The organism is Methylovulum psychrotolerans (assembly GCF_002209385.1).
In the GTDB taxonomy this organism is placed as follows: Bacteria; Pseudomonadota; Gammaproteobacteria; order Methylococcales; family Methylomonadaceae; genus Methylovulum; species Methylovulum psychrotolerans.
The window spans coordinates 2,359,039-2,384,602 of the sequence record NZ_CP022129.1 but is presented as its reverse complement, the minus strand read 5'-3'; the positions used below and the strand labels follow the sequence as shown (position 1 = coordinate 2,384,602).

Sequence of the window (25,564 nt, the reverse complement as noted above, 5' to 3'; positions counted from 1 at the left end):
TCTTACCGTAATAGGATTTCTACCCAATATGAATGATTCTCTCCCGAAAGCAGAACAGTGCCGCCAACAACTAAACCAAGCCGCTTTGGATTACCACGAATTTCCAACGCCTGGCAAAATCAGCGTCACCCCGACCAAACAACTGACCTGCCAGCGCGATTTGTCCTTGGCCTATTCGCCCGGCGTGGCCGCCACTTGCGAAAAAATTGTTGAAGACCCGCACAATGTCGCCCGTTTCACGTCGCGGGGCAATTTGGTGGCGGTCATCACCAACGGCACGGCGGTGCTGGGGTTGGGCAATATCGGCCCGCTGGCCGCGAAACCGGTGATGGAAGGCAAAGCGGTGCTGTTTAAAAAGTTTGCCGGGATTGATGTGTTTGACATTGAAATTAACGAGTCTGACCCGGACAAACTTTGCGATATTATCGCCGCCTTAGAGCCGACTTTTGGCGGTATCAATCTGGAAGATATTAAAGCCCCGGAATGTTTCTATATCGAGCGGCAATTGCGTAGCCGTATGAAAATCCCGGTGTTTCATGATGACCAGCACGGCACGGCGATTATCGTCAGCGCGGCGATCTTCAACGGCCTGAAAGTGGTGGGCAAAGACTTCCGCCAGTGTAAGCTGGTGGTGTCCGGTGCAGGGGCGGCGGCGTTGGCCTGTTTGGATTTGTTGGTCGATATGGGGTTTCCGCTGGCGAATATCTTCGTCTCTGATTTGGCGGGAGTGGTTTATACAGGCCGTACCGAGTTGATGGATGCCGACAAAGCCCGTTTTATGCAAGACACCCCCGCGCGTACCTTGGCGGAAGTTATCCCTAATGCAGATGTGTTTCTGGGCTTGTCGGCGGGCGGGGTGTTAAAGCCGGCGATGGTCAAAAGCATGGCTGCCAACCCGCTCATTATGGCGCTAGCCAACCCGACCCCGGAAATCCTGCCCGAAGAAATCCGCGCCGTGCGTGACGATGCCGTGATTGCCACAGGCCGCTCGGATTACCCTAACCAGGTCAATAACGTGCTGTGCTTCCCCTATATCTTCCGTGGGGCTTTAGATTGCGGTGCGACCACCATCACGCGTGAAATGGAAATCGCCACGGTTCACGCCATCGCCCAATTGGCGCAAGCGGAACCGTCGGATGTGGTCGCCAATGCCTATGGTAGCCAAGACCTGTCCTTTGGGGTGAATTACCTGATCCCGCTGCCGTTTGACCCGCGCCTGATGAGCCACATCGCCCCGGCGGTCGCCAAAGCCGCCGCCGAATCGGGGGTCGCCACCCTGCCGATAGCCGATCTGGAGGCCTATACCGAACGGCTGCGCCAGTTCGCTTACCATAGCGGCTCGTTTATGCAGCCCGCTTTCCATAAGGCGAGAAATACCGATGCCGCCATCAAGCGCATCGCCTTTGCCGAAGGGGAAGACGAGCGGGTGTTACGCGCGGTACAAATTGTGTTGGATGAAAAAATTGCGGTGCCGATCTTGATAGGCCGCCCTGCTGTTATCCAGCAACATATCGACAAATTAGGCCTGCGCATGAAAGTGGGGGTGGATTTTTCTATCGTCAACCCCGATCAGGACGAGCGTTACCACGATTATTGGCAAAGCTATCTGAATATGACCCTACGCAAAGGCGTTACCGAACAATATGCCAAGCTGGAAATGCGCCGCCGGCATACGCTGATCGCCGCGATGCTCGTCCATAAAGGCGATGCCGACGGTCTGATCTGCGGCACGTTCGGCACCCCTAGGCTGCATTTGCACTATATCGACCAAGTGCTGGGCAAACGCCCGGATTGCACCTTATACGCGGCGATGAACTACCTGGTGCTGGCGGATCGGCAAATCGCTTTGGTCGATACCCATATCAACGAAGACCCCAGCGCCGAACAGCTTGCCGAAATTACTTTGCTGGCGGCGGATCAAATGCGCCATTTAGGCCTAATCCCTAGAGTGGCGTTGCTGTCACACTCTAACTTCGGCTCCAGCAACAGCCTGTCCGCGCAAAAAATGCGCAAGGCGTTGGCGATTATCCGCGCTAAAGATGCCGATTTGGAAGTGGACGGAGAAATGCACGCCGACAACGCTATTGATTACGCCATGCTGAAACACACCCTGCCTGACACCACCTTAACCAGCAGCGCCAACTTGCTGGTCTCGCCGAATATTGATGCCGCTAACATTTCTTACAATCTGCTGAAAGCGACGGCGGGTAATGGCGTTGCCATTGGGCCGGTGTTGCTGGGTTGCGCTAAGCCCGTGCATATCCTGACCGCCTCGGCGACGGTGCGGCGGATTGTCAATATGACGGCGTTGTGTGTGGTGGATAGTGTTTGGGCGGCAGGTGGCGTTTAAGCAAGCAGGGATTTTTAACCGTTGGGCGGGCTAGGTTGGTTTGACAATAAAAATTTTGCTAAATTATGTGACCATGTTGTTATTGTTATCTAGTAATTATCTAGCCCCCCAACTAAATCCTTGAAAGCGTAATGCCAAGGATTGTAACGGCTTATGGGATGTGTTAAAAATTTGATATTAACATGGCGCACCATCAAACACAGAGCAAATATCCTGTAATAACCCGCTTAAGCCCTATCCGGCAAAGCAAATGCCCGCATATTAGTTGCATCATGAGTAACCCGTTGATTTAAGGTAGTATCAAACTATTTCGTTTAGCTAGCCAGTGCCAAGGCGGGCTGATGCGTTAAACTGCCTAATACATGGGTTAAGCTGCTGATATCGCGGGCATCCGCCGACATCACCGGATAAGACAGGTCATTTTGGCCCAGATAGTCGGCATAGTCTTTAATGGAGGGGGTTGCACAGAGGTCATAATGGGTTATGCCTATCGCCAAATGAATTTTATGGCGGAAATCTTTGACCATATCCAAATAATAGGCCAATTCGGCAAACGGGTCGTCTTCGCGGTTATCAATCAGCAGCACGGCGCCCCAGGCGTTATCAAATAATAACTGGCTCATAAAATCAAAGCGTTTTTGGCCGGGCGTGCCATAAAGAAAGATTTTCAGGTTGTCATGGAAGCGCATTTCGCCGTAATCCTTGCTTGGAACGAAAGCACCGTAACCCGCCCAGACAAAAGACATCGGCAAGGGGGTTGCTGAACTTCCATAAAAGGAAGAAAAAACATTGTTTCTGAACAGAATTTCCTTAACTTAATGGCAGTGACCCCAACCCTCCCCATCAGGGGAGGGAGCCGTCTACCTTGACAAGCCTTAGCTCTTCGCTAATCTTTTCCACTATTTAGAGGTGACTTTATGAAAAACTTGATGATCGAGTGAAAGGCCTTACCCGCAATTATTTTCTGCCCGTCCCTTAATTTAAGGATGGGTGTAGATACCCCTCTGTTTGAGGTTTATCAGGCAAACCCATAATCCGCCAGAGCCGTTTGTGCCGTGCCTTGCAACGTACCTAACAAGGTCAATTCACCGGCACTGACCACAGCATCTGCACCCGCTGATTTGAACAGGTATAAAGCACTGTCCACGCCGTTGTCCACGGCGAACAGGCGGGTGTCGCCCAGCGCGTAACTGCTGGCGGCGCTGCCGATGTCGGTGGCGGCAGTAGCGGTGGTGATGGCGCCGATGATGTTGGAAGTGACCACCACCAGTTCGGATAAGGCGGAAAAACCGCCTAGGCCGTTGATGAGCGCAGCGTTGTCGATGTTATGGTCGCCGTTGCCGATGGACAGGCCCAGCGCCGCGTCCAGCACTTGCAGCTTGTCGGTGCCGGAGACAAAATCCAGCACCTTGTCAGAGCCGCCTGTCACCGTGCCGAACACGAAGGTGTCGCTGCCCGCGCCGCCTGTCAGAGTGTCCGCTCCGCCACCGCCGTTCAAGACATTGTTGGCGGTGTTGCCGAGCAGCACATTGGCGAACAGGTTTCCGGTGCCGTTAATGGCCTTGCTGCCGGTCAAAGTCAGGTTTTCGACATTCGCCGTCAAGGCATACGAGACCGAACTCTGCACTTTGTCGATGCCTGCGTCGACAGTTTCATACACCTTGTCATCAATATTATCCACTACATAGATGTCATTGCCTAAGCCACCCTTTAAGTTATCGACACCAGAGCCGCCATTGAGTATGTTTGCCCCAGCATTGCCGATCAGGGTATTGGCAAGGCTGTTGCCAGTACCGTTAATGGCGGCAATCCCGGTCAGGGTCAGGTTTTCCAGGTTCGCGCCCAGCGTCCAGGAGATGGCACTTTGCACGGTATCTGTGCCTTCGCCGATATTTTCCGTGACCGTATCGCCTATATTGTCAACGATATAAATATCGTCACCCAAACCGCCTATCAGGCTGTCCGCACCCTTACCGCCATTCAGCGTATTATTAGCAATGTTGCCAATGACCGTATTTGCCAAACTGTTACCGATACCGTTGATGGCGGCGGCTCCGGTCAGGGTCAGATTTTCAACATTAGCGGCCAAGGTGTAAGTGACGGAGCTTTGTACCGTATCAATGCCTGCATTGGTATTTTCAATCACCGTGTCGCCGATATTGTCAACAATATAGCTGTCATTACCGAGTCCGCCTTTTAAGCTATCTGCCCCCGTTCCGCCATCCAGCACGTTAGCTGCCGAGTTACCTATGAGGGTATTGGCAAGGTTGTTGCCTGTTCCGTTAATAGCGGCAGAACCCAATAAGGTCAGGTTTTCAACGTTAGCGGTTAGCTGGTAAGAAATCGAGCTTTGCACCGTGTCGATGCCTGCGGCGGGATTTTCATTGACAATATCACCAACGTTATCAACAAAATAAAGGTCGTTACCCGTTCCGCCGCTCATGGTGTCGGCACCTGCAAGTCCGTTCAACGCATCGTTGCCGGCAGTACCCACCAAAATATCCTTTCCGGTAGTGCCGACGATAAAGTGGGTTAATGTGTCGCCGCCTGTAAACTGAACTTGATTTACCTGCCAGTTGATGTCGCTGAAATAAAAATAATTGTCGATGGTGACCTGGTCGCCACTGCCGTACTGGAGGACGAGGCCGTAGTTGCCGTCTTCAAACAGGGCGGTCAGGCCGGACAGTGTCAGATTGGTGAACTGCACAGTGTCCATGCTGTTGTCGGTGTCGTAATTGTAAACTTCGTCCTGCCCGTCACCTATGCCGAACACATAGGTGTCAAGCCCGCCATTGCCTTGCAAGTAGTCGTTGCCCGTGCCGCCCGCCAGGGTGTCATTGCCCGTGCCGCCATAAAGGATGTCGTTGCCACCCAGCCCGTTGAGGGTGTTTACCATACCGTCCATCGCGTTCAGGGTATCCCCGGCTGAGGTGCCGTTATGCCGCTGGAGGAGGTCGGCGAAGCCCCAAGTGGCATCGGTGAACTGTATGTTATCGACTTGCCAGTTGGTGTCGCTGTAATAAAAATAATTGTCGATGGTGACCTGGTCGCCACTGCCGTACTGGAGGACGAGGCCGTAGTTGCCGTTGTCAAACAGGGCGGTCAGGCCGGACGACGCGAGGTTGGTGAACTGCACGGTGTCCATGCTGTTGTCGGTGTCGTAATTGTAAACTTCGTCCTGCCCGTCACCTATGCCGAACACATAGGTGTCAAGCCCGCCATTGCCTTGCAAGTAGTCGTTGCCCGTGCCGCCCGCCAGGGTGTCATTGCCCGTGCCGCCATAAAGGATGTCGTTGCCGCCCAGCCCGTTGAGGGTGTTTACCATACCGTCCATCGCGTTCAGGGTGTCACCGGCTGAGGTGCCGTTATGCCGCTGGAGGAGGTCGGCGAAGCCCCAAGTGGCATCGGTGAACTGTATTTTATCGACTTGCCAGTTGGTGTCGCTGTAATAAAAATAATTGTCGATGGTGACCTGGTCGCCACTGCCGTACTGGAGGACGAGGCCGTAGTTGCCGTTGTCAAACAGGGCGGTCAGGCCGGACGACGCGAGGTTGGTGAACTGCACGGTGTCCATGCTGTTGTCGGTGTCGTCATTGTAAATTTCGTCTTGCCCGTCGCCTATCCCGAACACATAGGTGTCCGCCCCGCCATCACCTTGCAGGTAGTCGTTGCCCGTACCGCCTTTTAAAATATCATTACCACTACCGCCATTTATGTAATCATCGCCCCCTGCACCATTAAGGGTATCATTGCCCCCATTGCCATAAATGGTATCCGCCGCACTTGTACCATTGTAGGTGTTATTATTGTTATTGCCGTTATAGGTTGCCATCGCTTATCCTTAAAATACATTAATGTATTGATAATATTGTTATTTTTTCGATATTATACTGCGTCTTATACTGTATGCCTAAGATAGGGATGCCATCGCCAATTAATCGGCACAGACCAATCCGGCTTTAAGGCCGACCGTTAGCCTGTATGTTTATTCTGTCGTTTGCTGAATGTCGGCCCCATAGTTTTACCCATTATTTGGTTTTTTGCCATTTTATTTTCCAACCCAGCATATTTTAAAATTCATTATTTAAAACAGATATTTATTACGAAGGACACGAATTTTTTAAGTCGTTTCTCGATGTCTTTCAGGTTGACTTTATCATGAAAGGCTTAACGAACTATGAATGGCCATGTGTACAGAAACTAAAAGTTAACCGTTTAGAATACTTGCCAGTATCAACGCTTTTCCTCAAACCACCGATACAGCGTCGGCAGCATCACCAAAGTCAGCAATGTTGAGGTAATTAGGCCGCCGATAACCACGATGGCTAGGGGTTTTTGCACCTCCGAGCCTGGGCCGTTGGCGAACAGGAAGGGTACGAGGCCGAGCAGGGCGATGGTGGCGGTCATCATGACGGGGCGGAAGCGTTGGGCGCAGCCTTGGCGGATGGCTTCCAGTTGGCTGAGGCCGCTATCACGCAAATTGCGGATGTAGGACACCAGCACCACGCCGTTCAGCACCGCGATACCCCATAAGGCGATAAAGCCAACCGAAGCGGGGACGGACAGGTATTCGCCGCTGATGAACAGCGCCACTACGCCGCCGATGGAGGCAAAGGGTAGGACTAAGATGATAAGGCTGGCAAAACGTAGCGAGTTAAAGAGCATGAATAATAAAAAGAAGATGGCACCGATGGTGATCGGGATGATGATTTTTAAGTGCCCCAATGCCCGTTCCATGTTTTGGAACTGTCCGCCCCATTCCAGATAATAGCTTTCCGGTAGTTTGACTTGGCTACCGACGGCCTGTTGCAGTTCGGCGACGAAACTGCCCAAATCCCTGTCCTTAACGTTAACACCGATGACAATCCGGCGTTTGCCCATTTCGCGGCTAATTTGTGAGGGGCCGTCGTTCAGGCGGATGTCGGCCAAATCGCCTAAGGGGACCCGTGCGCCGTTAGTAGAGGTTAACAAGATGGCATCAATAGCTTCTATGCTATTGCGGAAACTTTCGGGTAGGCGCACGGCGGCGGAAAAGCGGCGTTCGCCTTCGTAGATTTCGGTGGCGGTTTTGCCGCCGATGGCGGTTTCGATAACATCATGGATGGCGGCGGCGTTAATGCCGTGTCTGGCAATAGCTTCGCGGTTGACGGTAATGGATAGATATTGTTGTCCGGTCAGGCGTTCGACGCGGATGTCTTGAGCACCTGGGATAGTACCGGCGACTTTGGCGATGGTATTGGCGGTATTTTTAAGCTGTTCCAAATCATCGCCGAAGACTTTTATCGCCAAGTCGGAACGTACTCCGGTGAGCATTTCGTCAACGCGGTCGGAAATGGGTTGGGCCATGACCACTTGCACACCGGGCAGGCTAGTGCTGAGTTTATTGCGGATGGCATCGGCGATGGTGTCTTGATTCCAGCCCTTTGGCCATTCGTTTCTGGGTTTCAGGCTGACGATAGGGGTGGATTCGTTTTGGCTTTGCGGGTCGGCGGGGCTTTCGCCACGTCCGATGTTGGTCACAGCCAGGCTTACGCCGGGAATGTCCATAATCATGCGCATGGCGGCCATTTCCATGTTAATGCCTTCTTGCAAGGAAATGTTGGGGACACGGTTAATGGCGGGGACAATGGAGCCTTCTTTCATTTCCGGGATAAAGGAACTGCCCAAGAACGGCATTAACGCTAGCGTACCGGCAAACAAAGCCGCCGCCACAGCAACAACTAGCTTGCCATGCTGTAAGGACAAGTCGAGCAGTTGCAAGTAGGGCTTTTTCATGACCGCGATAATGCGGGTGTCATGGTCTTTATGAGAGTGGCCTTGGAGCAGAAACGAACACAGCACAGGTGTTAAGGTCAGCGATAAGATGAGCGAAATCAACAAGGCAATGGCGATGGTGTAGGCAAGGGGGGCGAACATTTTGCCTTCCATGCCTTGCAGGGTCATTAAGGGCAAAAACACCACGATAATGATGCCGACCCCAAACAGGACCGGCGTGGCGACCTCTTCCGCCGCCGCCATGACCACTTTCAGGCGGCTGGTCGTGCCGCCTTTGCGTAAGGTCAGCAGTGTGAAGGCGTTTTCGACTACTACCACCGAACCATCGACAATCAACCCGATGGCTATCGCTAAGCCGCCCAAGGACATTAAGTTAGCGGAAAGCCCCAGTTGGTTCATGACAATAAAAGTAATCAGCGGAGTGATGAGTAGGGTGCAGACCACGATGACGCTGGAGCGTATGTCCCCTAAAAACAGCAGTAAGATGACGACGACCAGGGCGACCCCTTCCAGCAATACTTTGGTGACGGTGTGCAAGGCCGCATCCACCAGTTCGCTACGGTCATAATAAGGGACAATTTTCAAATCTTCCGGCAACATGTTTTTGTCGTTGATTTCCTGAACCCGTGCCTTGATGCGGCTAACCACTTCTTTGGCGTTGCCGCCGCGCAGCATCATGACAATACCGCCTACGGCCTCGGTATAGCCGTTTTTTAGCACAGCACCCACCCGGCCTTCATGGCCTATTTTCACTTCGGCGACATCATGGATATGAATGGGGACACTGTTTTCTTCTTTCAGGACGATATTGCCAATATCGGTGACATCCCGGATCAGACCCACGCCACGGATCAGGTATTGCTCGGCATAATGCGGCAACACCCCGCCGCCGCTGTTGGCATTGTTTTGGGCAAGTGCGTCAAACACTTCACTAAGGGCGATATGGTAATGGTGCATCCGGTCCGGATTGACCAGCACTTGATATTGCTTGTTATAGCCGCCTTGCGAGTTGATTTCCGCCACTCCGGCAATGCCACGCAATAAGGGGCGCACCACCCAATCTTGAGCTTCCCGACGGCGCATCAATTCTTCGGGGCTTAAGGCGCGTTGCCCGTCATCAGTCCGCTCCAAGGTATATTGGTAGACTTCACCCAGGCCAGTCGAAACGGGGCCTAAAATAGGCATAACCCCTTCGGGCATGGTGTGGCTGACTTCCATCAGCCGTTCCATGACCAATTGCCTGGCGAAGTACACGTCCGTGTCATCCGTGAAGACGAGGGTGATCAGCGACAGGCCGTTTTTGTTGAGCGAGCGCATTTCCGTTAGTCCCGGCAAGCCGGTCACGGCAATCTCCAGCGGTACGGTGATAAAGCGTTCGACTTCTTCAGGCGAGCGTCCGGTGGCTTCGGTGGCGATTTGCACTTGGACGTTAGTGACATCAGGAAAGGCATCAACCGATAGGGATTGCAGGGCTTTTATGCCAAACAGACCCAAGCCCACCGCCAATACCAGCACCAAAATACGGTTCTGTAAACCGCCATGGATCAAGGCTTCAATCATGGTTTACCCCAGTTCTTTGCGTTGACGTTCGCTGTTCAGGTGGAAGCCACCCTCGATAACGACTTTTTCGCCTTGCTGTAAACCATCAAGAACCTGGCGCACCGCACCATTACGCGCACTGAGTTTGACAGGTTTTAAGGTAAATTCATCCGGCGCGGTCTGGACAAAAACATGGTCACGGTCATCAACGCGGATAATTGCCGAATCAGGCAGTGCCAATTCTTGCGTACTTTGCTTGTAGATGACTAAGGTAGCCAGCATTTGCGGCTTAAAAATGCGCAGGGGATTAGGGATGTCCATGCGCAAGGTGACAGTGCGGGTTTGCGGATCGACCATATCGGCGACATAAATCAAGCGCCCGCGTTGTTCTTGTTCGGGGATAGCCGCTAAGGTAACCAAAGCCTCGTCGCCTTCATGCGCCCAATGCGCCTGCTGTTCGGGCAGTTCGGCCACCACCCAGACATGGGAGAGGTCGGCGACCGTGAACAGCGCATCACTAGGCTGTACCACTTGCCCTAAGGTGACAGTGCGCTCGACAATAGTGCCTTGGATGCTGGCAGTGATCGGCAGTAGCGAATGGATTTTCCGCTCTTTTGCCAAACGCGCCAAATCTGCGTCCGACATGCCAAATACCCGCAGTTGGTCGGTCGCGGTACGCAAATCAATATCGGCTTCGCTCAGCAGGCTTTCCCGTTCCTCCAATTCCGCCTTGGGGATGATGTCGCTAGCAAACAGGCGTTTGGCACGGTTGGCGACCAACTGTCGCAAAGCCAATTGCGAGCGGGTCTTTAAATAAGCCGATTGGGCCATGCCCAGTTCGGTGCTGTTGAGGGTCGCCAAACGTTCGCCTTTACGGACTTCTTGGCCGATAACCGCTTGGGTTTCGGTAATGCGTCCGGTGACGGTCGCACCAATACGGGCTATCCTTTCTTGGTCGAGTTCGACCCTGGCGGGCAAACGCAAGGATTCATGCACTTGGCTGGAGCCTAAGGTAATGATTTTTATTTGTTGCATCAGCAGTGGCGAAGCCTTAACGGTGAGGGGCGTTTGCGCGGCAGCTAATGGGGCTAACAGCAATGCTATTAATAAATATATAAACTTCATAATATTAGGTTCTCTATAAAGAGGGATTGACTAAGGCTCTGCCGATCTTTGGTTGCTATTACGGGGTAGGGCGGGGCTTATCAGGGCGGCCTTGGCTGTTTCGCCTTTGTTAATGCCTTTAAGGCAGGCTTTATTGAGCCATCATGGTGCATGACAGTGATGGTCAGCTTTAGCTAGACAGCCGTAATCCCCAGCACTAACGTATTTAAGCTTTTAAAATAGTTGACGCTTGCCCGTCTTATGCCTATTAAACCCCATTTGTCCTGAAACCCATAGTTTAAAAGTCATTCGCCGCAAAGGCCATAGCCTTTTTCAAGCCTTAACCTTGAGTTCTTCATAATAAAAAGGATTAAATTTAAACTACGGCTTTCAAGTCATTTTAGGAGGTGTCATTGTCCAAGCAATATATATACCTTTTATATGATCTATTCCGCACAAATCTGCGCTTATACCCATCGACTAACGTCTATAGTCCGTTAATTTTAGCCGTTATGGCTGGGTTTTTTGAGAAAACCCGCCAATTTCATAATACTGTAACGAAATTTTGTGATAATTGAGTCATTAATTATGAAATTGAGAATAGCAATGAAACGGTTTGGCCTCCTACTGATTCTTTTAACACTCTTCCCGTCATTCGCCTCTGCATGGTGGAACGATGATTGGGGCTATAAGAAGAAAATAAGCTTTGATGCAAAAAAAATGCAGCAAGACGGGGTCACTATGCCCCAAGATGCTTTTGCCTTGGTGCGTTTGCATACAGGTAACTTTACTTATTTCTTAGATCTTGCCGAAAAAGGCAAAGATATCCGTGTCTTGGCGGCTGATGAAGCGACACCGTTAAAATTTTATATCGAAAAACTCGACCCCGTTAACGAAATGGCCTTTATCTGGGTGAAATTGCCGAAAGACATTAGCAAAGACCCCGAGCCCAGTTTCTGGTTGTACTATGGCAATGCCGAAGCGGTTGATGGCCAAGATGCCGCTAACGCCTTCGATGCCAGCGAAATCTTGGCGTATCCGTTTGACCAAGCGGCCATTAAAGATCTGACCGCTTACGCGCATGTCGCCTCAGACGCGACGGCCACGAATAGCGAAGGGGGCTTGATTGGTGCCGCCGCCACTTTCCAAGGTAGCCAAATTATCCGTGTCGCCAGCGCACCGTCGCTGGCAATGTCCCCAACGACTGGCTGGACAGTGGAAACTTGGGCCAAAGTTGAACAGGCCCAGCAAAATGCCGTTATTTTCCAACGGGCAGGCGTTACCTTGGCGGTAAAAGAACTGACCCCCACTTTGCAAGTGACCGATGCTTCAGGCAGCAAAAAAGAATTTGCCGCCACTGCGCCGTTAACCGCCGCGACTTGGCAACATCTGGCGGTGGTAGCCACGGCCAGCGACATCACCCTCTATGTTAATGGCGCGGCGGCGGGTACTTTTCCGGTAACGCTAGCGGAACTGACAGGCGATTTGACCTTAGGGGCTGACACTAGCGGCACTAGAGGCTTGACTGGAGCGTTAGACCAATTCGTGGTCTACAAAATCACCCGCGATGCCAATTCCGTTAAATTTGACGCGCAAATGCAAGGCGCAAACTCGGCGATGCTGACTTACGGCGAAGACGCTACGCCTGATAGTGAAGAAGGCGAATCTTATATTATGGGTACGCTTAACAGCGTGACCATCGACGGCTGGGTCATTATCGGCATTTTGGGCGTGATGTTTGTCATCAGTTGGATGGTAATGATTTCTAAGGCGATTATCCTCAGCCGCACCGCCAAACAAAATAAAAAGTTTGAAGAAGCCTTTGCTTCTTTAAACGTTCAAGATATGGCCTCGTTAAATCATGAAGACACCGACGAAGATGCGGATTATGAAGAATCACCCTTGTTATTGTCGCTGACGGCGAGCCACGGCGAATTCACTGGCTCTTCGCTGTACCGCGTTTACCATGTCGGTGTCGAAGAAATGAACCGTCGTTTAAACAAAACCAAAACTAACGATATTGCGTTGAGCGCCCAGGCCATGAATGCGGTTAAAGCGTCAATGGATGCGGTTGTGGTGCGGGAATTACAAAAGCTGAATGCACAAATGGTCTTGTTGACCATCGCTATTAGTGGTGGCCCCTTCTTGGGGCTGTTGGGTACGGTAGTCGGGGTTATGATTACCTTTGCGGCAATTGCCGTAAGCGGCGAGGTTAACGTCAACTCTATCGCCCCAGGTATTGCGGCGGCGTTAACGGCCACCGTTGCCGGCCTGATGGTGGCTATCCCTTGTCTGTTCGGTTACAACTATTTGGGCGGACGCATCCAATCCATTACGGCTGACATGCACGTTTTTGTCGATGAGTTCATCGCAAAAATGTCCGAACAGCATACCTAGGATCATCCCCCGTACCTGAGCAACCGTTATGAAAGTACAAGAAGAGAATGCGGCGTATGACGAGATTAACGTCACGCCGATGTTGGATTTAGCTTATGTGTTATTGGTAGTGTTCATCCTGATGTGTACTGCATCGGTGCAAGGCATTACCGTTGATCTGCCTAAGGCCAGTGATGCGCCAAGCCTTGCCAAACCACAGACCAAGGCCATTACTGTTACCGCTGACGGCACTATTTTTTTGGATACTTATCCGGTCGATATGGCGCAACTGGAATCTATGCTCCAACAGTTTAAGGCGGTCAACCCTGCCTTGCCCGTGGTTATTAAGGGCGATGCCAGCGTGCAGTACGTCAAGATCGTCGATGTACTGGCATTGCTGGGTAAACTGGACATTACCCAGATCGGGTTGGTTACGCAAAATCTGGTTAAATAAAAACGCCCAATGACGACAAAGAAGAAACATTTTCGGGTTTATTTGCCCACCATTATCGGTGGCCTCATCTTGCTGGCCGTTACGGTACTTATTGTCCGGGCGATCAGTAATATGGAAGATAAGCCGGAGAAAAAAGAACGCACCATCCAAAAGATTACCTTAACTAAACCGCCCCCCCCTCCGCCTCCCCCCCCTAAGGTGGAAAAACCACCTGAGCCGCAGATGGAGGAAAAGGTTGAGCAAGAGCCTGAACCGGAACCCGAAGAAATGCCTGATGTCGCCGATGCACCACCGCCCGGTGATTTAGGTTTGGATGCCGAAGGTTCGGCGGGTTCTGACGGCTTTGGCTTGGCGGCGCGTAAAGGCGGCAAAGGCCTATTAGGTGGCGGTGGCGGCGGCGATCCTAACGCTTGGTATGGCGGTATTATTAAAAACGATATTTTGGATATTCTTTCCGAACACGAAGAGCTGCGCATTAAAGGCTACACCGCAATCGTCAAGTTATGGGTTGAAGCAGATGGCACCATTTCCCGCTTCGAGCTAGCGAAAGGCAGTAATGACAGCGAAATAGACGAGCTGATCAATCAGTTATTGACCAAATACAAAAAGGTCAACGAACCGCTCCCCGTGGGGATGGAACAGCCGATTAAGCTAAGAATTACATCAAAAATCTAAATTAATGTACAGGTAGACAAATGGATAATAAAAAGCAGCTAATGACCATGGTGCTTTGTGGTATGGTGGGCATGGCTCATGCGGGCGAAAAGGAAGAATTGCTCAAATTGCGCAATACCACGACCAATTTGATTAAAGAATTAGTCAAACAGCATGTGTTGACTGAGCAGGCCGCCCAAGAAATGATCAAACGGGCCGAGGCTGACGCAGAGGCACAAGTCGCCGCCCAGCAGGCCGCTAAACCGGCGGGCAAAGATGTGCCGCCCGAACAAGGTGAAGTCAGGGTGCCTTATGTGCCCGACTTCATCAAAGACGAGTTGCGCCAGCAAGTCCGTAACGAATTGCGCGGCGATGTGGTCAAAGATGTCATGCAACAAGCCAAAACCCAAAAATGGGGGATGCCTGAAGCCTTACCTGAATGGATTAGCCGCTTTAAATTATCCGGCGATTTACGCCTGCGTTCGCAAACCGAAATAATGGCACAGGGTAACGCGCCGCTGGGTTCTTATTATGCTAACTTCCAAAATATCAACCAATTCGGCGGTTTGACGGCGGCGGGCTTAAATGGTTACTTAAACACCAATCAAGATCGGCAGCGCTTTCGTGAACGCTTGCGTTTAGTGGTCGACGCCGATGTCACCGAAGGCCTGAAAGCCAGTGTGCGTATGGCGACCGCAAACGTTTCCGCTGGTGGTAATAATCTATGGTATGACCCGACATCGACCAACCAAACGCTGGGCAATTACAGCGGCCAGTATCAGTTCTTAGTCGACCGGGCGTTTCTTAAATACGACGCAACCGATAAAGACGGCTTTAAATGGTTGACCTTAACAGGCGGTCGGATTGCCAGCCCTTGGTATGTCGGCGGCGGTGAGTTCAGCGGCGGCAGCGAATTGGTTTGGGATACGGATTTAAACTTTGAAGGTTTTGCCGCCACGGCGCGTAAGGCGTTAGGCAATAATAACGGCCATTCGTTATTTGCCACTGTCGGCGCTTTCCCATTACAGGAATCGGCGTTAAGCTCAGGCAATAAATGGCTGTATGGCTCACAAGTAGGGGTGGATTGGGGCTTTGCCAACCATGACCAGTTTAAAATGGCCGTGGCGTTTTATGATTATGAAAATATCAAAGCCAAACCCAACACCAATACGCCAGCCACTTGTGACACCAATAACGCGAATAACAATTTTTCGGTGCCACAATACATGCAGTTTGGCAACACGGTCGGCATTATCTGTTATGACAGCAACAACATTCCGGCCCGTTATGGTTTAGCCTCCGATTACCGGATCGTGAACGCTAATCTTGCATACGACTTTGCGATGTTTGCCCCGCACCATTTGATTGTCGGTGCGGATTATGCGAAAAACGTCGGCTTTGACCAGGCGAGTGTGCAAAGATTGGCGAAGACTACGGTGGGTGACAATACCAATGCTTGGCAAGTGCGGGTCGATTTCGGTTGGCCAAGGGTAAACCGTGCGCATCAATGGAACGTCTTTAGTATTTACAAATATGTCCAAAGCGATGCCGTCTTGAGTGCCTTTACTGATTCTGATTTCCATTTAGGCGGTACGAACGCCAAAGGTTGGGTCATCGGGGCAAACTATGGTCTGATGAAAAATGTTTGGGCGACTGGCCGCTGGTTAAGCACCGATGTGATTACTGGCCCACAATACAGCAATGACGTATTGCAATTGGATTTGAACACGAGCTTCTAATGACTGCGGATAACACTATTATGAAATCAGTGGCTAGGGTTATATTGCTGGCGGCGGTAGCGACAGGTGCGGCGACTGCCGCACCGCGTGACGCGGGCGGCGGCAACGCGAAGGCGGCGGTCAATAAATTACAGACGATGGTGAAAGAAATCACCACCGAGCGCGACACCCTAAAGGCCGAAAACGCCAAAGTCGCCGCCGAATTGGAGACTTTAAAAGGCCAACAAAAGCAAAGCCAAGATGCTGTTACGGCGGCAGGGCTTGAGAAAAATAAATTGGCGGAAGATTTGGCGGCGCAAAAATCCACCGCCGAAGAAGTCCATCAACGCCTTGACAACACCACCGCAAAATTGCGCGAAGTGGTGGATAAATACAATGCCTTAAATAAAGCCAAAAATGATTTGGCAGTGGCCTATACGGCGTTGCAAAATGCCCAGCAAGCGACATCGTCAGACTTAAAAACCTGCGAAGCCAAAAACGTTAAGATGTTTGAAGGCGCGAAAGCGGTCATGGACGGCTACCAAAGCTGCCAAAAACGCGGCATTGTCGATACGCTGATCGGCTCGGAACCGTTTTCTCAGGTCAAGGATGTCGAATTTGAAAACGCCATGCAAGATTACGAAGATAAGCTGAGAAAGCAAAAGTATCAAGGTAAAAAAGCCCCGTCTTCAGCGCCTGCACAAGCGCAGGCACCAGAAGAGCAGGCCGAACCGGCAGTTCCGCCTACCGGACAAGCGGCAAAACCAGCGGCTCCGACTGCCGCCGCCCCTACAGCACAAACTGCCAAGCCAGGAGCCGTACCTAACGCGGCCAAACCTGCTGTACAACCCGCCCCAAGCAACAAATAATCGGGTTATCTTGTTTACTGCCAAGCCCTACCGGAGAATGCCACGGCATTCAGGTAGGGCTTTTTTTATCGAATACGGGTATATTTATGCCCGGAACAGCTTTAATAAGCCTTATCCTTCCTAAATCAGCAGATCCAGCCGTTTTGCTTACACACTTCCCCCTCTTTTTCATGATGTCGCTTGCCAATGGCTAGCGATAGGATTTGACTATGCCGACACTAGCACATTCTGTAAAACTTTTACTTCTTGCCTCCCTGCTCAATGGCTTATCCGCTTGTGACCAGAATTCCAAAAGCTCGGAAGCTATCGAAAAAGGCCGCCAAGCCTTTAAGGCGGGTGATTATAAAACCGCCCAAGCGGCTTTTGAGCAAGCTATTGGCGATGACCCTAAAAATACGGCTGGGCGGTTTGCCGTTGCCGAAGCATTAGGGCAATTAGGCGATGTGCAAAGCGCCGTCAGCCAATATCAAGAAGTCGCTAAGCTAGATCCCAAGCATTTGCAAGCGCGGTTAAAGCTGGGCAATATTTACTTGCTGGCGGGTAAACCCGCATTGGCCGAACAAATGGCGAAAGAAGCCTTGGCTATCGCCCCCGATGACACGGATGCCATGGTCTTAATGGGCAGTGTCTTAGCGGCAGAAAACAATAGCGACGGCGCTTTTGTCCAAGCCCAAGCCGTATTGGCGAAAAAGCCCGACGATGCCGCCGCGACGCTGTTATTGGCCTCGTTACACGCGAAAACCGGCCAAGCCGATGCGGCGTTAAAGTTGCTGCAACAGTTTATCGGCAAACATCCCGAACATGTTGCCGCCCAACTCATGCTGGCGAATTTGTACAACCAATTGGGGCAAACCGATAAGGCAGAGGCCAGTCTGACTGCCCTGATTAAAACCGAACCGCAGCAACTTGACCATCGCCAACGCTTGGCGGCCTTGCTGTTGGGACATAAACAGGCCGATGCCGCCGAAAAGGTCTTGCGTACCGCCGTAACCGACTTACCCGACAATGAATCGGCAAAATTGCTGCTGATAGAATTTTTAGCCGCGCACCGCTCGCCGGAAGTGGCGATAGCAGAAGTGTTGCCCATGTTGGATTCTGAAACGCCTTATTATGCGTTGCGCTTTAAGCTAGCCGATTTGCAATGGGCACAAAAACAACCGGATAAGGCCGAAGAAACCTTAAACGACATTATCAGCTTGGATAAGGACGGCAAAGAGGCTGCGAAGGCGCGTAATAAATTGGCGCGTTTGTATAAGGCGACCCAACGTTTTGATGAGGCCAAGGCCTTAATTAAAACTTTATTGGCCGCCAATGCCAAAGACCTTGATGCGCGGATTTTAGACAATGAAATGGCCTTGGCGGAATACCGCTTAGGCGAAGCGATCAGCGGCTTTAGGAACTTGCTTGCTGAATACCCTAACAATACCCAGTTACTCAAACTGTTGGCGGCGGCGCATGTCACCAATAACGAACCCTTGTTAGCCCGGGAAAATTTAGCTAAAGTTATCGAATTGGTACCCAATGATGAGGCCGCCCGCTTAGATTTGGTCAATTTATTGCTTCAAACCGGTGCCAAAGACCAAGCCACCGAGCAGCTTAATGCCTTGTTTAAGCGCAATCCTAACAGTAAAAACGGCTTGGAAGCGTTGTTTAGGATTTATATGGCGCAAAAACAATGGCAACAGGCACTGGACATCGCCAAGCAATTGGAAACCGCTTATAAGGACGACGCGTCAGGCTTTTATATGACCGGCTTGGTGTACCAAGCCGCCGGGCAATTGGATAAAAGTGCCGCCAGTTTTGCCCAAGCCCTTGCTAAGCAGCCGGAGGCGGTTGAACCGCTGACCCAATTGGTAAAAACCTATTTGGCGTTAAAGCAAACCGATAAGGCGGTGCAAAAGCTGCGCGAATTGACCGTGCAAGACGCCAAACATTTTTATGCCTATTCCTTGCTCGGTGATGTTTATGCCAACAGCAATAAAACCGCCGAGGCGATAGCTGCCTATCAAAAAGCTATTGCCATCAAGCCCGAATGGTCTGATGCGTATCGGCATTTGGCGGTGCTGTACCTTAACCATAAACAAACCGATAAAATGCTGGAAATCCTCAATGAAGGCAAGCGCAACACCCATAATGCCTTGGATGTTGTGACGGATTTGGCGGCGGTCTACCATCAGGCTGGCCAGCACCAACAAGTCATTGCCTTATACGAAGAGCTCTATCAGCTCTATCCACACGCCTTAGCGATACGGCAACGCTTGGCCAGCTACTTGTCGTTGTACGCGCCAGAGCCTACCAATATAGCGAAAGCCGCCAAAATTGCCGAGCCGCTGGCGAATACCCCAGACCCGCAAATGCTTGATACCGCCGGATGGATTGCCTATCAGCAAAATGATTATCCGAAAGCCCAAAGCCTCTTGGCAAAAAGCCAAAAGCTGAATGCAGAAAACCCGATGCTCAATTATCATTTGGGCATGACTTACCTACGACAGGGCGATAAAGTACAGGCAAAAGCTTTGTTAAACAAGGCACTTGCCAGTAAGCAAAAATTTATCGGTTTGGAAGATGCCCAAGCGGCAGTGAAAGGCTTATGACAAATTGGGGTGTAAAGGTTAAAGTCCTTGCACCTCCAATTAACAGATTAGCCTAAGCCATATCCAGAAAAAAGCGGTAATTGTAATCATCCAAAAACGGCTCAGGGTCACGGTGATAACTTTCCCATTCCCTTTTTCTGGCTTTGGTTCTGGCGGGCAGGTTTAGTCCGTGAACACGCCTACTTGATGTAAAGCTAGGGCTTCTATGCGATAGGGATTAGTCATAATCAAGCCTTCAGAAACTGAGTAAAAAAAGCGTCAAGCACAAGCGCGTACATAAACACTTAACACCTTGCTCATACGGGATGTTGCAGAATCTTTTTCACAAAAGGCAGGGTAATCTTATGCTTCGCCGCTAACGAGGCGCGGTCTAAGGTGTCCAGCAACCGCCAGAGCGAAGCCAGATCGCGGTCGTAATGGGTCAGCAGAAACCGCCCCGCTTGCGGGGATACTTCAAAGCCCATTTGGTTGGCCTTAAATATCAAAGCATTGATGCTGTCATTTTCGGTCAGGGGCTTTAGCTTGAGCGTCAGGCCCCAATTTAGGCGGGTTTTTAAGTCAGGGAGTTGAATGTCCAGCGTTTGCGGCGCGGCATTAGCGGAGAGTATCAGCTTATGCTCATAGCTACGGTGGCGGTTGAAAAAATTGAAAAAAGCTTGTTCCCAAGCCGTGTCATGGGCAATATGGCCGATATTATCGACACAAACCAGATCAAATTCGTCCAAATCCGCCAGTATTGCCGGGTCTGGCAGGGCGGCTTGTGCAGGCAAGGAAAAATAAAACGCATCCAGGTTATATTGGTGTGCCTGATGGCAACAGGCTTGCAATAAGTGGCTTTTGCCTAAGCCCTTATCACCCCAGATGAACACTTGCTGTTCGCCGGTACCGTCCAGGCATTTTTTCAGATGGTCAATAATTTCTTGATTACCGCCAGGAAAAAAATCGTTAAAGGTCTGATTGGCTCTAAATTCAAAATTAACGGGGAGTTGTTCGGCCATAATCAGGGGGCAGGGGGTGAAAAACGCAAATACAGGGTAGTGCCGAGAAACAGCATAAAGCTCAGTAAGGCTTCTAAAGAAGCGTACAGCCGCTCATCGGCATTGCTGTAAGCTTCCATGGTGCCGTGGATGAAATAGAACAAGCTAATATAGGCCGCCCAAGTGCAGCTTTTCCGATGGCGGTTTAACAAGCCGCGCATGGGCAACAGTAAGGGCGTGACACTCAGCAATAACATTAAAGCTACCGGGAGTTGGCCGGAAGGGGCAAGAACAGTGTGCCAAAGCATTAATAAGGCAAACAGCCCAAAAAAGCCAATCAGGGCGGCAATGTAAAAATACTGGGCGTTCAGTTTCATGGGGTAGGTAGCGGCAATGTTAAACAGATTTTAAAGACAGGGCGGTTTTTGCCAAGCGTGCGCCTAGGGCTTGGCACAAGATTTTTTCGTGGTCGGTCAGCCCCGCACCTTCCGAAGCCAAATGGCTAGGGCCATAGGGTGTGCCGCCGGAAGCGGTCTCGCGCAGGGCGGCCTCCGTGTAAGGCAGACCCATCAGTAACATGCCATGATGCAATAAGGGCAACATCATGCTTAATAAGGTGCTTTCTTGGCCACCGTGCAGGCTGCCTGTAGAGGTGAATACCCCGGCCGGTTTGCCGACCAACGCCCCGGTAAACCACAGCGCGGTGGTGCCATCAAGGAAATATTTCAGCGGTGCGGCCATATTGCCGAAATGCGTAGGGCTACCGAGTGCCAAACCGTCGCAGTTGTGCAAATCGTCCAATGTGGCATACAAGGCACCATGTTCAGGGATGGTGTCGGCGAGTTTTTCACAAACCGCCGAGACATCCGGTACTGTCCGCAATATGGCTTCTGCACCCTGTACCGACTCCACCCCGCGTGCGATATGGTTAGCCATAGTGGCTGTCGTGCCATGACGGGAAAAATAGAGGATCAGGATTTTTGTAGTCATAGAACAGCCTCTTAATGGTCAGAACAGGGTTATGCGCATGGGTGATGGTTGCGGCAACGGAAAGAGCGGCAGATAGGCCAAGCACACGCTTAGCGAAACAAAGGCTATAATAGCATTTTTACTTCAACTCATACGCTGAAAAAGTATCAGCAGGTTTGGCAATGATAATCGAAAGGCTCAAACAATACGCAGTACTGGCCCGTTTTGACCGCCCCATAGGCATCCTAATTTTATTATGGCCGACCTTATGGGCCTTATGGGTAGCCAGCGACGGAAAACCTGATACACTGGTTTTTAGCGTCTTTGCGTTGGGGGTCGTGCTGATGCGGGCGGCGGGCTGTGTCATTAATGACTATGCCGACCGCGATTTTGACCCGCATGTGGAACGTACCAAACAACGGCCTATTGCCGCCGGGAAGGTCAGCCCCAAAGAAGCCTTGGTGGTGTTCGCTGTATTATGCCTGACCGCGTTCGCACTGGTCTTGTTGATGAATACCTACACCATTTTGCTGTCTTTTGCGGGGGCGTTTTTGGCCGCCAGTTATCCGTTTATGAAACGCTACACCCAATTGCCCCAAGCCTATTTAGGCATGGCGTTCGGTTGGGCGGTACCTATGGCGTTTGCCGCCCAAACCAATACGATTCCGGCAGTGGCTTGGGTGTTATATTTGGCGGTAATGCTCTGGGCCTTAGTTTATGACACCATGTACGCCATGGTCGATAAGGACGACGACCTGAAAATTGGCGTTAAATCGACGGCCATTTTGTTTGGCGCTTATGACCGCCAGATTATCGGCCTGTTACAAGTTATTATTATCGGCCTGTTACTGACTGTAGGGCAGTGGCAGCACCTGGCTTGGCCGTATTATCTGGGGGTGCTGGTTGCCGCAGGCCTGTCGGCCTACCAGCAAAAGCTGATTTTTCAGCGCCAAAAAGCCCAATGTTTCCAAGCGTTCTTAAACAATAACTGGTTTGGCATGGCGGTTTTTATCGGCTTGGCTGGAGCTTATTTAGTGTAGGCAGGAGCGGGCGCTATGAGTGCATTAAGAAAACACCCTCCCTTAAGTGAAGAAGACGCTGTACTTTCTTAGGGCTATAGCAAACCCAATCTGCTGTCCTGCAAGGTTTTAAGCAATGGGAAGGGTTAGCAAAGACTCAAATAAGCGCAGATAGTTCAGATGGAAATTGAAAAAAAGCCCTATTACCGCTATAATTATTAAATTTTTGTGACGGCATTCTCAAAATCTGACGGTTTACAAAAGGGATAAGCACATTGAAAATAGTGATTTTAGGCGCAGGCGTTACAGGATCCTCGGTTGCCGAAGCGTTGGCAAGCGAAGAAAACGATATTGTTGTCATCGACTTTAAACCGGAGCTGTTAGAGGCCCTAAAAGAACGGGTCGATATTGCCACGGTCACGGGTAACGCCGCCCATCCTAGCGTCCTTGAACAGGCGGGGGTTGGTATCGCCGACATTGTCATTGCGGTCACAGACCGGGATGAAACCAATATGCTCGCCTGCCTTATCATTAACACGCTCTATAAACGCCCCAAAACCATTGCCCGTGTCCGGGCCATCGATTACCTGACCCATCCCCACTTGTTTAGCCCCAAAGGCATCCCCGTCGATTTTGTCATCAGCCCTGAGCAGATCGTTATGGAATCCATCCGCAATCTGATTGAATTTCCGGGTGTCTTGCATATTTCCGATTTTGCCGGCGGCTTAGTGCGGCTGTTCTCCGTCAAAGTGGTTGCCGACGGCTTTCTGACGGGTAAAAAAATTAAGGCCTTAAAAGAAAAATTCTCGAACGGCAAAATCCGTATCGCCGCCATTTTCCGGCAGGGGCAGCCGTTGGTCGTTAACGGCGAGGCCACCATAGAAACCGACGATGAAGTGTTTTTTGTCGCCCCGCGTAAAGAAGTGCGGCGGGTTTTAAAAGAGCTGAACAAATTGGAAGCCCCCTTAAAACGCATTATTATTGCGGGTGGCGGGCATATCGGCAAACGCTTGGCATTGGCTTTGGAAAAAGACCATCAGGTCAAAATTATTGAAAAAGACAGCCGCCGCGCTAAGAAAATAGCCGATGATCTGCACAACACCACCATCTTACTCGGCGATTGTGCCGATGAAACACTATTGATCGATGAATCCATTGAAAGCACCGATTTGTTTTGCGCCATTACCAACAATGATGGCGTTAATATCATTTCCGCATCATTGGCAAAAAGTTTAGGGGCGCGTAAGGCCATTTGCTTACTTAACCATGTTTCCTACAGCAAGCTATTGCCGGGGACGGGCATTGATGTCGCCGTGCTGCCCAATCAAGAAACATTGGGCAGTATCCTTAAGCATGTCCGCCGTGGTGATGTGGCGCAAGTCAGTTCCTTATGCGGCGGTACTGCCGAGGCCATCGAGGCGATTGCCCATAAGAGCAAAGGCCTTAATTCTGTGGTCGGGCGGCCTGTCCACAGTATCAACCTGCCTGAAGGCATTGTTTTGGGTGCTTTAATCCGCAACCAACAGGTTATTCCCGTCCATCACGATACCTTATTTGAAGAAAATGACCATGTAGTCATGTTCGCCATTGATAAAAAGCTGGTCTCCAGTATTGAAAAAACCTTTCAGCCGATTTAACCGCGTAGCTTACTACAGCTCCCACCCCATTAGCCGCTAGGCATATTTCATCCTACCATTGCCATGAATGTCATTTTTACTATCATCCATATTTTCGGCTTAGTGACAATGGGCTTTAGCGGTCTTATGCTAACCTGTTTAATAACGGCATTGTTTGCTGCCGATCCCGCCGTCAATGCCTTTCTGATGTCTGCGCCCATTACGTTATTAGCGGGCATGGCCATGTTTCTTCCGACCTTAAAAACGCCCAAAAAAGTGTCGCGGCAAGCGGGTTTTTTATTGGTGTCGATGACGTGGTCGTTAATCCCGGTTTTTTGTACGCTGCCGCTGCTGTTTTATATGCCGCAACTCAGTTTTGTCGATGCGTATTTTGAGGTCGTTTCAGGGTTGACCACCACGGGAGCGACGGTTTTGAGCGGCATTGATAACTTGCCCATGTCAATCAACTTGTGGCGGCATGAATTGAATTGGATTGCCGGCATGGGCATTATTATTTTCGCGGTCGCCATTTTGCCGATTTTGGGCATAGGCGGGATGCAGCTTTATATCGCCGAAACACCGGGCTCGGTTAAAGAATCGGATTTACCGCCGCGTATCGCCCAAACTGCCAAAGCCTTATGGATGGTGTATGCGGGCATTTCGCTGGTTTGTATTCTGGCCTTAAAACTGGCGGGCATGAATTGGTTTGATGCCATTTGCCATGCTTTTGCAGCAATGAGTTTAGGGGGATTTTCAACCCATGACAGCAGTGTCGGGTATTTTAATTCCTTGCCGATTGAAATCGTCCTAACTGTATTCCAGTTGATTGCCGCCATTAATTTTGCCTCCCATTTTATCGCCCTAAGAAAGCGGTCTTTCAAGCCGTATATTTATGATATGGAGGCTAAAGCGTTTTTATTGCTGGTACTGAGCAGTTGTGTCCTAACCGCTTCGGTCTTATGGCGTAGCGGCACTTATCCTGATTTTCTGACTGCCTTACGCCATGCGACATTTAATCTGGTGACCATCGCCACCGATTGCGGCTTTGCTTCCCAAGATTTTAACCAATGGCCTATCTTTGTGCCGATGTGGATGTTGTTTTTAAGCTGTTTGTCCGCATCATCCGGTTCGACGGGTGGCGGTATCAGAATGATCAGGACTATTATTTTAATGAAACAGGCGCGGATGGAGTTGTTCAAGTTTATTCATCCGGCGGCGATACGGTCATTACGGATCGGTGATACCGTCATTAACCACAACATCGTCACCTCGGTGATGGGTTTTATCTTCTTATATTTCATCAGTATTGTCATACTGGTGTTCACCTTATTATTTAGCGGCATGGATTTTATTAGCGCGTTCAGCGCCATTATTTCCTGCTTTAACAATGCCGGCCCCGGCCTTAACCAAGTCGGCCCTGCCGGTAATTACGCTAGTCTCAGCGATTTCCAAACCAGCGTCTGCACCTTCGCCATGCTTTTGGGGCGAGTACAGATTTTCTCCATCGTCATCCTGTTTGTGCCGGAGTTTTGGCGTAAATAAGCCCTATT

The 25,564-nt window shown here is 50.7% G+C and carries 17 protein-coding genes; 10 read left to right on the top strand and 7 right to left on the bottom strand.

The window, feature by feature from the left end; translation table 11 throughout:
- Positions 1–28 precede the first annotated feature (28 nt).
- Positions 29–2,350 (top strand): NADP-dependent malic enzyme, encoded by a 2,322-nt coding sequence (locus CEK71_RS10830; RefSeq protein WP_088619397.1) that lies wholly within the window; start codon positions 29–31, stop codon positions 2,348–2,350.
- Positions 2,351–2,664: 314 nt separating this feature from the next.
- Here CEK71_RS10830 and CEK71_RS10825 read toward each other — a convergent pair whose 3' ends face one another.
- The 4 genes from CEK71_RS10825 to CEK71_RS10810 all read right to left on the bottom strand — a co-directional run bounded on the left by CEK71_RS10825 (position 2,665) and on the right by CEK71_RS10810 (position 10,789).
- Positions 2,665–3,096, bottom strand: a complete 432-nt coding sequence (locus tag CEK71_RS10825) for a GTP-binding protein (protein WP_088619396.1) — start codon at positions 3,094–3,096, stop codon at positions 2,665–2,667.
- A 272-nt stretch (positions 3,097–3,368) separates the two neighbouring features.
- Entirely contained in the window at positions 3,369–6,182 is a 2,814-nt protein-coding gene (locus tag CEK71_RS23595) for a beta strand repeat-containing protein (protein ID WP_088619395.1), read from the bottom strand.
- Positions 6,183–6,583: 401 nt separating this feature from the next.
- A complete protein-coding gene (locus tag CEK71_RS10815; RefSeq protein ID WP_088619394.1) occupies positions 6,584–9,685 on the bottom strand; it encodes an efflux RND transporter permease subunit in 3,102 nt (1,033 codons plus the stop codon).
- Between the two features lie 3 nt (positions 9,686–9,688).
- On the bottom strand, positions 9,689–10,789 hold the full coding sequence (locus CEK71_RS10810) for an efflux RND transporter periplasmic adaptor subunit (protein WP_088619393.1): 1,101 nt from the start codon (positions 10,787–10,789) through the stop codon (positions 9,689–9,691).
- A 699-nt stretch (positions 10,790–11,488) separates the two neighbouring features.
- On the opposite strand from CEK71_RS10810, the gene CEK71_RS10805 reads away from it, so the two are divergent.
- The 6 genes from CEK71_RS10805 (at position 11,489) to CEK71_RS10780 (ending at position 19,433) form a co-directional block, all read left to right on the top strand.
- Positions 11,489–13,165 carry a DUF2341 domain-containing protein gene (locus CEK71_RS10805; protein WP_232463808.1) on the top strand — a complete coding sequence of 559 codons (1,677 nt, stop codon included), beginning with the start codon at positions 11,489–11,491 and terminating at the stop codon, positions 13,163–13,165.
- A 28-nt stretch (positions 13,166–13,193) separates the two neighbouring features.
- Entirely contained in the window at positions 13,194–13,598 is a 405-nt protein-coding gene (locus tag CEK71_RS10800; protein WP_088619391.1) for an ExbD/TolR family protein, read from the top strand.
- A 9-nt stretch (positions 13,599–13,607) separates the two neighbouring features.
- Positions 13,608–14,273, top strand: a complete 666-nt coding sequence (locus tag CEK71_RS10795; RefSeq protein WP_088619390.1) for a TonB C-terminal domain-containing protein — start codon at positions 13,608–13,610, stop codon at positions 14,271–14,273.
- Positions 14,274–14,293: 20 nt separating this feature from the next.
- Entirely contained in the window at positions 14,294–15,991 is a 1,698-nt protein-coding gene (locus CEK71_RS10790) for a putative porin (protein WP_088619389.1), read from the top strand.
- A complete protein-coding gene (locus CEK71_RS10785; RefSeq protein WP_088619388.1) occupies positions 15,991–16,839 on the top strand; it encodes a hypothetical protein in 849 nt (282 codons plus the stop codon). Before CEK71_RS10790 ends, CEK71_RS10785 begins: the two co-directional genes overlap by 1 nt.
- Before the next feature lie 209 nt (positions 16,840–17,048).
- Positions 17,049–19,433 (top strand): tetratricopeptide repeat protein, encoded by a 2,385-nt coding sequence (locus tag CEK71_RS10780; protein ID WP_088619387.1) that lies wholly within the window; start codon positions 17,049–17,051, stop codon positions 19,431–19,433.
- Between the two features lie 296 nt (positions 19,434–19,729).
- Here CEK71_RS10780 and hda read toward each other — a convergent pair whose 3' ends face one another.
- From hda to wrbA, 3 genes are read right to left on the bottom strand one after another with little or no spacing between them, the layout of a single operon-like run.
- Positions 19,730–20,431, bottom strand: a complete 702-nt coding sequence (hda, locus tag CEK71_RS10775) for a DnaA regulatory inactivator Hda (protein WP_088619386.1) — start codon at positions 20,429–20,431, stop codon at positions 19,730–19,732.
- A gap of 2 nt (positions 20,432–20,433) precedes the next feature.
- The gene (locus tag CEK71_RS10770) at positions 20,434–20,787 is read right to left on the bottom strand and encodes a DUF2069 domain-containing protein (RefSeq protein ID WP_198328556.1); all 354 of its coding nucleotides are present in this window, start codon (positions 20,785–20,787) and stop codon (positions 20,434–20,436) included.
- Between the two features lie 19 nt (positions 20,788–20,806).
- Positions 20,807–21,400: an NAD(P)H:quinone oxidoreductase gene (gene wrbA, locus CEK71_RS10765; protein ID WP_088619385.1), complete on the bottom strand. Its 594-nt coding sequence runs from the start codon at positions 21,398–21,400 to the stop codon at positions 20,807–20,809.
- A gap of 161 nt (positions 21,401–21,561) precedes the next feature.
- On the opposite strand from wrbA, the gene ubiA reads away from it, so the two are divergent.
- The 3 genes from ubiA to CEK71_RS10750 all read left to right on the top strand — a co-directional run bounded on the left by ubiA (position 21,562) and on the right by CEK71_RS10750 (position 25,556).
- Positions 21,562–22,419, top strand: a complete 858-nt coding sequence (ubiA, locus tag CEK71_RS10760; protein ID WP_088619384.1) for a 4-hydroxybenzoate octaprenyltransferase — start codon at positions 21,562–21,564, stop codon at positions 22,417–22,419.
- Positions 22,420–22,673: 254 nt separating this feature from the next.
- Entirely contained in the window at positions 22,674–24,035 is a 1,362-nt protein-coding gene (trkA, locus tag CEK71_RS10755) for a Trk system potassium transporter TrkA (RefSeq protein WP_088619383.1), read from the top strand.
- Positions 24,036–24,098: 63 nt separating this feature from the next.
- Positions 24,099–25,556, top strand: a complete 1,458-nt coding sequence (locus CEK71_RS10750) for a TrkH family potassium uptake protein (RefSeq protein ID WP_088619382.1) — start codon at positions 24,099–24,101, stop codon at positions 25,554–25,556.
- The last annotated feature ends 8 nt before the right edge of the window (positions 25,557–25,564 follow it).